This is a genomic window from Streptomyces sp. NPDC056224 (genome assembly GCF_042267665.1).
Taxonomy (GTDB): Bacteria; Actinomycetota; Actinomycetes; order Streptomycetales; family Streptomycetaceae; genus Streptomyces.
The window spans coordinates 63207-72072 of sequence record NZ_JBHJTK010000036.1 but is presented as its reverse complement, the minus strand read 5'-3'; the positions used below and the strand labels follow the sequence as shown (position 1 = coordinate 72072).

At 70.1% G+C, this 8866-nt stretch carries 6 protein-coding genes and 1 tRNA gene; 4 read left to right on the top strand and 3 right to left on the bottom strand.

Translation table 11 applies throughout. The features are described 5' to 3' along the window. The first annotated feature begins 470 nt into the window (after positions 1-470). Together ACFCZ1_RS29970 and ACFCZ1_RS29965 are read left to right on the top strand one after the other, a co-directional pair. A complete protein-coding gene (locus tag ACFCZ1_RS29970) occupies positions 471-1847 on the top strand; it encodes an NAD(P)/FAD-dependent oxidoreductase (RefSeq protein WP_376681404.1) in 1377 nt (458 codons plus the stop codon). Positions 1848-1993: 146 nt separating this feature from the next. Continuing rightward, positions 1994-3385 (top strand): class I SAM-dependent methyltransferase, encoded by a 1392-nt coding sequence (locus ACFCZ1_RS29965; protein WP_376681403.1) that lies wholly within the window; start codon positions 1994-1996, stop codon positions 3383-3385. Positions 3386-3532: 147 nt separating this feature from the next. Here ACFCZ1_RS29965 and ACFCZ1_RS29960 read toward each other — a convergent pair whose 3' ends face one another. Both ACFCZ1_RS29960 and ACFCZ1_RS29955 read right to left on the bottom strand, forming a co-directional pair. Beyond that, entirely contained in the window at positions 3533-6076 is a 2544-nt protein-coding gene (locus tag ACFCZ1_RS29960) for an ABC transporter permease (RefSeq protein WP_376681402.1), read from the bottom strand. A gap of 66 nt (positions 6077-6142) precedes the next feature. Then, positions 6143-6916, bottom strand: a complete 774-nt coding sequence (locus ACFCZ1_RS29955; RefSeq protein ID WP_376681401.1) for an ABC transporter ATP-binding protein — start codon at positions 6914-6916, stop codon at positions 6143-6145. Positions 6917-7391: 475 nt separating this feature from the next. Between ACFCZ1_RS29955 and ACFCZ1_RS29950 the strand changes: the two genes are divergently transcribed. Then, positions 7392-7473: transfer RNA gene (locus ACFCZ1_RS29950), tRNA-Leu, on the top strand. 176 nt (positions 7474-7649) lie between these two features. Then, a complete protein-coding gene (locus ACFCZ1_RS29945) occupies positions 7650-8504 on the top strand; it encodes a Bax inhibitor-1/YccA family protein (RefSeq protein WP_376681400.1) in 855 nt (284 codons plus the stop codon). 113 nt (positions 8505-8617) lie between these two features. On the opposite strand, the gene ACFCZ1_RS29940 is transcribed toward ACFCZ1_RS29945, so the two are convergent. Further along, complete coding sequence (locus ACFCZ1_RS29940; protein WP_376681399.1) at positions 8618-8848, bottom strand: DUF4287 domain-containing protein; 231 nt, start codon at positions 8846-8848, stop codon at positions 8618-8620. Positions 8849-8866: the final 18 nt, after the last annotated feature.

Here is an 8866-nt window from a genome sequence, read left to right as displayed (position 1 = left end):
GGCGCCCCGGTCACCCGACCGGGGCGCCGCCGCCATATGGGGCCCTCCCCCCTTTGAATCCTCCGCACGTGAGCGGGACTTCGAAGGAAAAGGGGGGTCTGAGGGGGCCTGGAGGCCCTTGATCCACATGAACTTCGTGAAGTTCTTCACAAGGAAAAGAGGCCGGAGGCGTCGGCGGAAGGGCCGTTCGGGCCCCTTCGGAGGTCCCCGGGGCCCTTTTGGCGCGTGTTCGTGCGAAGCGCGGGCGCGACGGCTTCCGTGTCAGAGGTATCGGCGAAACCCGGTGGTCCAGTCCGCCGGAGGGCCTGAAGGCCAGCTCAGGACGGGTGTTCAACGTCTTCCGGCCCGCCTTGGTTCCCGTTGCGCACCATGACCCACGTCACGTGGGCGGCGAAGTGTAACAGAGGCCCTCCGACTCCTTGTGAAGGGGCTCACGAGCGACACCCCATTGGGTGCTGGATACTCGTTCCATGAGCACCACGGAGCGTCCCAGGATCCTCGTTGTAGGAGGTGGGTACGTAGGCCTGTACGCGGCCAAGCGGATCATGAAGAAGATGCGCTATGGCGAGGCGACCGTCACGGTCGTCGACCCGCGGTCGTACATGACCTACCAGCCCTTCCTCCCCGAAGTGGCCGCAGGCAGCATCTCGCCTCGGCACGTCGTCGTCCCGCTGCGACGCGTGCTGCCCAAGGCAGAGGTTCTCACCGGCCGGGTCACCAGCATCGACCAGGACCGCAAGGTCGCCGTCGTCACGCCGCTGGTCGGCGAGGCGTACGAGCTGCCCTTCGACTACCTGGTGATCGCGCTCGGCGCCGTCTCCCGCACCTTCCCGATCCCCGGCCTCGCCGAACAGGGCATCGGTATGAAGGGCGTCGAAGAGGGCATCGGCCTGCGCAACCACGTCCTCGAGCAGCTCGACAAGGCCGAGTCCACGACGGACGAGAACGTCCGCCGCAAGGCCCTCACCTTCGTCTTCGTCGGCGGCGGCTTCGCCGGCGCGGAGACCATCGGCGAGGTCGAGGACATGGCCCGCGACGCCGCGAAGTACTACTCCACGATCAAGCGCGAGGACATGCGCTTCATCCTGGTCGACGCGGCCGACAAGATCCTTCCCGAGGTCGGGCCCAAGCTCGGCACCTGGGGCAAGGAGCACCTCGAGTCCCGCGGCATCGAGATCTACCTCAACACCTCCATGGACTCCTGCGTGGACGGCCACGTGGTGCTGAAGAACGGCCTGGAGGTCGACTCCAACACCATCGTGTGGACCGCGGGCGTCAAGCCCAACCCGGTTCTGGCCCGCTACGGTCTCCCGCTCGGCCCGCGCGGCCACGTGGACGCCGAGCCGACCCTCCAGGTCAAGGGCACGGACTACATCTGGACCGCGGGCGACAACGCCCAGGTGCCGGACCTCGCCGCCCGCAAGGCCGGCGTCGAGAACGCCTGGTGCCCGCCGAACGCGCAGCACGCGCTGCGCCAGGCCAAGGTCCTCGGCGACAACGTCATCGCGGGCATGCGGGGCTTCCCGCAGACCGACTACTCGCACTCCAACAAGGGTGCGGTGGCGGGCCTCGGCCTCCACAAGGGCGTCGCGATGATCGTCATGGGCAAGACGAAGATCAAGCTCAAGGGCCGGCTCGCCTGGTACATGCACCGTGGCTACCACGGCATGGCCATGCCGACCTGGAACCGCAAGATCCGCGTCTTCGCCGACTGGACCCTCGGCATGTTCCTCAAGCGCGAGGTCGTCTCCCTCGGTGCGCTGGAGACCCCGCGCGAGGAGTTCTACGAGGCCGCCAAGCCGGCCCCGGCCGCCGCGGCTCCGGCTCAGAAGGCCAAGGCCTCCTGACCCGGGTCTGACCGGAACTTCCCAGCACGACCCCGAAGGGGCCGCCCGCCATCCGTGGTGCGGGCGGCCCCTTCGGCGTGTTTTCCGGTTGGCCGCCGCCGGAAATGGGTAGGCCGTCTCGTCGGAACTCATCGGAGGTGCCCGCCATGACCGACGCCGCGCCGCGGCTGGCCGCTCTTGCCGAGACGTTGCTGGGCTCGCCGCTGCCCGTGCGCATAAGGGCCTGGGACGGCAGCGAAGCCGGAGCGTCCGGCGGTCCCGTCCTCGTCCTGACGAACCGGCGCGCCCTGCGCCGCGTGTTGTGGAGGCCGGGCGAGCTGGGGCTGGCCCGCGCCTGGGTCGCCGGGGACCTGACGGTCGAAGGCGACCTGTTCGAGCTGCTCGACCGGGTCGGGGGCCTGCTCTGGGAACGGGAGCGGCCCGCGGCCGACCCGGCCCTGCCCCGCACCGGCCTGGCCAAGCTGGCCGTCCTGCGCCCGTACCTGCCCGCGCGGGCCGTCGGCGCCGTCGGGAGCGCCTCCGGCACGCTCGGGCTGCTGCGCGACCCCGCCGCGCGGGCCGCCGTACGCGAACTCGCCGCGATGGCCCGCCCGTGGCCCGCGCCCCCGCCGCCGCCCGAGGAGGCGAGCGTCCGCCGCAACGGGGCCGCGCACACCAAGCACCGCGACCGGGCGGCCGTCAGCCACCACTACGACGTCGGCAACGAGTTCTACGGGCACGTGCTCGGCCCTTCCATGGTGTACTCCTGCGCCTACTGGAGCCCCGGCTCCACCCTGGAGGAGGCGCAGCGCGACAAGCTCGACCTGGTCTGCCGCAAGCTCGGCCTCGCGCCCGGCACCCGGCTCCTCGACGTCGGCTGCGGCTGGGGCTCCATGGCCCTGCACGCGGCCCGGGAGTACGGAGCCCAGGTCACCGGCATCACCCTCTCGCGCGAGCAGGCCGCCCATGCCCGCAAGCGGGTCGCCGAGGAGGGCCTGGCCGACCGGATCGAGATCCGCGTCCAGGACTACCGGGACGTCAGGGACCGCCCGTACGAGGCCATTTCCTCGATCGGCATGGCCGAACACGTCGGCTCCTCCCGCTACCGCGAGTACGCGGGCACCCTGTTCGGCCTGCTGGGCCCCGGCGGCCGTCTGCTGAACCATCAGATCGCCCGGCCCCCCGAGCCCGACGAAGAGGCGTACCGCGTCAATGAGTTCATCGACGCGTACGTCTTCCCCGACGGCGAACTCTCCCCGCTCGGCAGCACCGTGAGCGAGCTGGAGCGGGCCGGCTTCGAGGTCCGCGACGTGGAGGCGCTGCGCGAGCACTACGGGCTGACCCTGCGGGCCTGGGTGGCGCGGCTGGAGGAGCACTGGGACGAGGCCGTACGCCTGACCTCGCCCGGCCGGGCGAGGGTCTGGCGGCTGTACATGGCGGCATCCGCGCTCGCCTTCGAGCACGGCCGGCTCGGCGTCAACCAGGTCCTCGCGGTGCGGCCGGGGTACGGCGGCGCATCCGGGCTGCCGCTGCGGCTGCGCACCTGGGGCGCGGCTTAGGGGGTGTCGTCACAGGGGCGCCGGCGCGCACCGGGCGCCACCATGACGACCGGGCCGGGGAACGCCGGAAGGGCCCGGGGCGTGTGCCCCGGGCCCTTCCGTGTCCCGTCGCGCTCTCCCGTCGCGCGTTCCGTTCGCCGGCGGGGACTACTCGGTTTTGATGGCGGTCAGCATGTTCAGGCGGGCGGCGCTGCGGGCCGGCCACATGGCGGCCAGGACACCGACCAGACCGGCGAGCGCGAGGAACACCCCGATCCGGTCGTAGGGGATGACCAGCGCGTAGCCCGGGACGGAGGCGGCGATGGTCTTGCCGCCGGCCCAGGCGAGGAAGACGCCGACGCCGATGCCGAGGACCGCGCCGAAGAGGGAGATGACCACGGCCTCCAGGCGGATCATGTTCTTGACCCGGCCCCGGTCGAGCCCGACCGCCCGCAGCATGCCGATCTCCTGCTGGCGCTCGTAGACGGACATCGCGAGGGTGTTGATCACACCGAGGACGGAGATGATCAGGGCCATGCCGAGCAGCCCGTACATGATGTTCAGCGCCATGTTGATCTCGCCGGCCATCTGGTCCCGGATGTCGGCCTGCGTGGAGACCTTGATGGCCGGGTTCTTGCCGAGGGCGTCGATCACGGCCTGCTGGGTGGCCTTGGAGGGGCCGCCGTCGGTCTTGACGAGGACCTCGGGCAGGTACTGCTCGTCGTTGTGCGCGGCGAGGATCTTGTTGTCGATGACGTAGTCGTCGAGCTGGCCCTTGTTGTCGAAGACCGCGCCGATCTGGAGCGAGCCCTTCTGGCCGTCCTCGTACTGGGCCTCGACGGTGGAGCCGACCGTCAGCCCCTTCTTCTTCGCCTCCTCGGCGGAGACCATCAGCTTGCCCTGGCCGAGGGAGGCGAGGTCGCCGCCGGTGGTCTTGACGGTCAGCACCTGGGGGAGCGCGGCCGGGTTGACGCCGCTGACGATCTGGAAGTCGTCGCCGATCTTGACCGCCTCGCCGGTCTTCGGCGAGACGGCGCGGACGCCCTTGCCCTTCTCCAGTGCGGGGAGCACGGACTTGTCGAGGTTCATGCCCTGGGCGGCCATCGTGACCCGGTAGTCGGCCTTGATGTTCTGCGTGGTCGCCTTGTCGATGGCCTGGCCGACGGTGACGCCCATGACCGACATGGCGGTGACCAGGGTGAGGCCGATGGTCAGGGAGGCGGCGGTGACGGCGGTGCGGCGCGGGTTGCGCAGGGCGTTCTGCGTGGCGAGCTTTCCGGCGACGCCGAAGACCTTCTCCAGCGGCGGGCGGACCAGGGCGATGACCGGGCGCGACAACATCGGCAGCAGCACGAACAGGCCGATGAGCAGGAAGAACGCGCCGCCCGCGATGACCATGCGGCCGTCGCTCTTCTGGCTGACCCCGAGCATGACCACACCGACGCCGACGAGGGCGAGGATGCTGCCGAAGATGTTGCGCACCACCAGGGACTTCATGGTGGCCGGGAGGTGGGCGCTGCCCATGGCGGCGACCGGGGCGATCTTGGAGGTCCGGCGGGCGGGCAGCCAGGCGGCGAGCATCGTCACGAGGACACCGATGGCGAGCGCGATGACGACGGTGACCGGGGCGATGACCAGCGGACCGGCGGGGATCTTGGCGTCGAAGAGGTCCATCGCGGAGCGCATGGCGATCGCGAGGCCGATGCCCGAGGCCAGACCGATGACCGAGGAGACGAGGCCGACGACCCCGGCCTCGGCGAGGACCGAGCGCTTGACCTGGCCGCGGTTGGCACCGATGGCGCGCAGCAGGGCCAGTTCCCTGGTGCGCTGGGCGACCAGCATGGTGAAGGTGTTGTAGATCAGGAAGATGCCGACGAACAGGGAGACGCCGGCGAAGATCAGCAGGCCGGTGCTCATGCCGGACATGGCCCGCTCGATGTCCTTGGCCTGCTGGGCCGCGAGGGCGGCGCCGGTCTTGGCCTCGGCGTTCTTGGAGATCAGCGGCTTGACCTCGGCCAGCAGCTGGTCGGCGGTGGCGCCGGCCTTGGCCCCGATGGAGAGCTCGCTGTAGAAGCCGGGCTGGAGGTAGAGCTCCTGGGCGACCTTGGTGTCGAACAGGACGAGGCTGCCGCCCGCGTTGACCGCGCCGTCCTCGGTGGTGAAGACGCCGGAGAGGGTGAACTCCCTGACCGGGCCGTTGGTGGCGACGCCGATCTTGTCGCCGACCCGGTACCCGCCCTTGGCCGCGCTCTCCTTGTCGAGGGCGACCTGGTCGTCCCTGACCGGGCCGGAGCCGTCCGTGAACTGGTAGCGCGGGTCCTTGCCGTCCTTGACGGGATCGAAGTTGGAGCCGGCGTTGGCCCAGCCGCTGCCGATCAGCTTCCCGTTCTCGTCGCCGACGCCGGCGAAGCCCTGGACGCGGCCGGTCACGGAGTCGACCCCGTTCAGGGTCTTGATCTTGTCGAGGGTCTGCTGGCTGATGCCGGGCTCGCCCTGCTTCTGGCCGTCCTCGCCCCGGCTGCGGCCGTAGTCGGTGACGGACACCGCGACGCCCTCGTAGGACTTCGCGGACTGGCTGGACATGGCCTTGCCGAGCGTGTCGGTGAAGACGAGGGTGCCGGAGACGAAGGCGACGCCGAGGGTGACGGCGAGCACCGTCATCAGCAGTCGGGCCTTGTGCGCGAGGACGTTGCGCAGGGCGGTACGGAACATGGGATCTCAGTCCTGGGGCTGGAGGTCTGTGCGGAGGGCTGCGGGACGCCGCCGGGCGGCCGGGCTTCAGCTGGTGCGGCCCTTGGCGTCGAACGCCTTCATGCGGTCCAGCACGCCGTCGGCGGTGGGGCTGAGCATCTCGTCGACGATCCGGCCGTCGGCGAGGAAGATGACGCGGTCCGCGTAGGAGGCGGCGACCGGGTCGTGGGTGACCATCACGACGGTCTGGCCCAGCTCGCGCACCGAGTTGCGCAGGAAGCCGAGGACTTCGGCGCCGGAGCGGGAGTCGAGGTTTCCGGTCGGCTCGTCGCCGAAGATGATCTCGGGGCGGGAAGCCAGGGCGCGGGCCACGGCCACGCGCTGCTGCTGGCCGCCGGAGAGCTGGGTGGGGCGGTGGGAGAGACGGTCGGCGAGGCCGACCATGCTGATCACCGAGTCCAGCCACTGCTGGTCGGGCTTGCGCCCGGCGATGTCCATGGGAAGCGTGATGTTCTCCAGGGCCGTCAGGGTCGGCAGCAGGTTGAAGGCCTGGAAGATGAAGCCGATCTTGTCCCGGCGCAGCTGGGTGAGCTGCTTGTCCTTCAGGGAGCCCAGTTCGGTCTCGCCGATGCGCACGGAGCCGGAGGAGAAGGTGTCCAGGCCCGCGACGCAGTGCATCAGGGTGGACTTGCCGGAGCCCGACGGGCCCATGATCGCGGTGAACTGCCCCTGGGCGAAGTCGACGGAGACGTTGTCCAGGGCGACCACCTGGGTCTCGCCCTGGCCGTACACCTTGGAGAGGCCGGTGGCGCGGGCGGCCACGGCCTTGATGGTGTGCGGGGCGTAGTTCGTGGTGGTCACGGAAGCGACTCCTGTCAGGGCGGGGACTGCGGACCGGTCGCGGTCCGCTCATCGGCGGGACGTTTCCATCGTCGCCGCGCCCACCCCCGCTCCGGATCAGCCGAGGTGCCCGTTCGTCGGCCCACTGGAGTCTGACCGCGGGCACATCCCTCTCCTCCTCTGGTATGACAGGAGCCCTGACGGCCAGGGGGGGGAGCCGGGGGGAAGGCGGGCGGAGGCCGGGCGCGGGAACGGGGCCGTACGCGGGGTGGCGCGCTGGTGGCACGCGGGGTGGCGCAGCCATCGAAATCCCGTCAATCCCAGGTCGCGCGTGATCGTCGCCGAGAAGGGGCCCACCGTGCGTTCTCGGGTCTGACGCACCCTCAAGCGCCAATAAAATCAGACAACATCGGATAGACGGCCCGTTGGCCGCGACGGCGTTCCGGATAGGCTCGACTCAGCGTTCAAGGCTTTTTCACGGGGGCCGTCACGCCCTGCCCGGATGGTGGAACGTAGACACGGCGAGCTTAAACCTCGCTGGCCTTCGGGCCGTGCCGGTTCAAGTCCGGCTCCGGGCACTCCGCAGCTCTCTCCGCGATCCGCGAGGCCCGGCACGGCTCCCCGGGGCCCGTCCTTTTATCGCCTGCGCTTCGCCGCGCCTTCTCTTAAGATCCTCCTCCAGCAGTAGGGTGCTTTCTTTGCGAGCACATTACTCTTGATGCGAGGCCGCGCTCGGTGGCCACGGAGGAGTGAGATGAGGAGCAGTAACCCGGTCTTCTCGCGACGGGGGTTCAGCCGCGACAACGGTGGCTACGCGGGGTTTGACGCGCAGTACCAGCAGGCCGGGACCGCGACCAACCCGTACGCGACCAACCCGTACGCGACCGACCCGGCCACGGGCATGCCGCAGGCGCCGGCGCGCGCCAACGTGATGACCATGGACGACGTCGTGAGCCGTACGGCCATGACGCTCGGCACGGTCATCCTGACGGCGACCCTCGCCTGGGTCCTGCTGCCCGTCGACCCGGCCAACCTGGGCAAGTCGTACGTCATCGGCGTCGGCGCGGCCATCGTCGCGTTCGTGCTGGCGATGATCCAGTCGTTCAAGAGCAAGCCGGTCCCGGCGCTGATCCTGGGCTACGCGGCGTTCGAGGGCGTCTTCCTCGGCGTCATCAGCGCGGCCACCAGCACCTACCTGGGCGCCGGCGTGGTCATCCAGGCCGTGCTGGGCACGATGTGCGTCTTCGCCGCCGTGCTCGTCGCCTACAAGATGGGCTGGATCCGCGTCAACCGGCGCTTCTACGGCTTCGTGATGGCCGCGGCCCTGGGCTTCATCCTGCTCATGCTCGCGAACACGCTGTTCGCGGTGTTCGGCGGCGGTGACGGCCTCGGCTTCCGCAGCGGCGGCCTGGGCCTCCTGTTCGGCGCCATCGGCGTCATCCTGGGCGCCTGCTTCCTCGCCCTGGACTTCAAGCAGGTCGAGGACGGCGTGGCGTACGGCGCCCCCCGCGAGGAGTCCTGGCTGGCGGCCTTCGGCCTCACCATGACCCTGGTATGGATCTACATGGAGATGCTGCGCATCTTCCAGATCCTGTCGGGCGACGACTAGCAGGACCGGCGGCCGTCCCGGCCGCCGTCCACCACAGCACGGGGAAGGCCCCGCGAGCACACGCTCGCGGGGCCTTCCCGCGTCTGGGGATCGGATTCGGGGGGGGAGGGGTCTCAGCCGAACCGGCGGGCGGCTCTGCGCAGGTCGTACTCGTGGATGATCGCCTTGGCCTGGCCGTACGACAGTTCGTGCGCGCCGCGCAGCCAGCTGACCTTCTCCTCGAACCGGACGAGGGAGGGGCCCTCGTCGACGGCACGGAGCCAGTCGGAGAGCTCACGACCGGTGGCCTGGGGGATTCTGTCGATCATGTTGCGGTGGGTCTGTTCGGAGAACTCTACGGACATGGGCGCCTCCGGAGGTAT

Coding starts and splice junctions, on each gene's coding strand:
- ACFCZ1_RS29960 (WP_376681402.1), bottom strand. CDS start 6,076: ATGTTCCGTACCGCCCTGCGCAACGTCCTCGCGCACAAGGCCCGACTG.
- ACFCZ1_RS29970 (WP_376681404.1), top strand. CDS start 471: ATGAGCACCACGGAGCGTCCCAGGATCCTCGTTGTAGGAGGTGGGTAC.
- ACFCZ1_RS29945 (WP_376681400.1), top strand. CDS start 7,650: ATGAGGAGCAGTAACCCGGTCTTCTCGCGACGGGGGTTCAGCCGCGAC.
- ACFCZ1_RS29940 (WP_376681399.1), bottom strand. CDS start 8,848: ATGTCCGTAGAGTTCTCCGAACAGACCCACCGCAACATGATCGACAGA.
- ACFCZ1_RS29965 (WP_376681403.1), top strand. CDS start 1,994: ATGACCGACGCCGCGCCGCGGCTGGCCGCTCTTGCCGAGACGTTGCTG.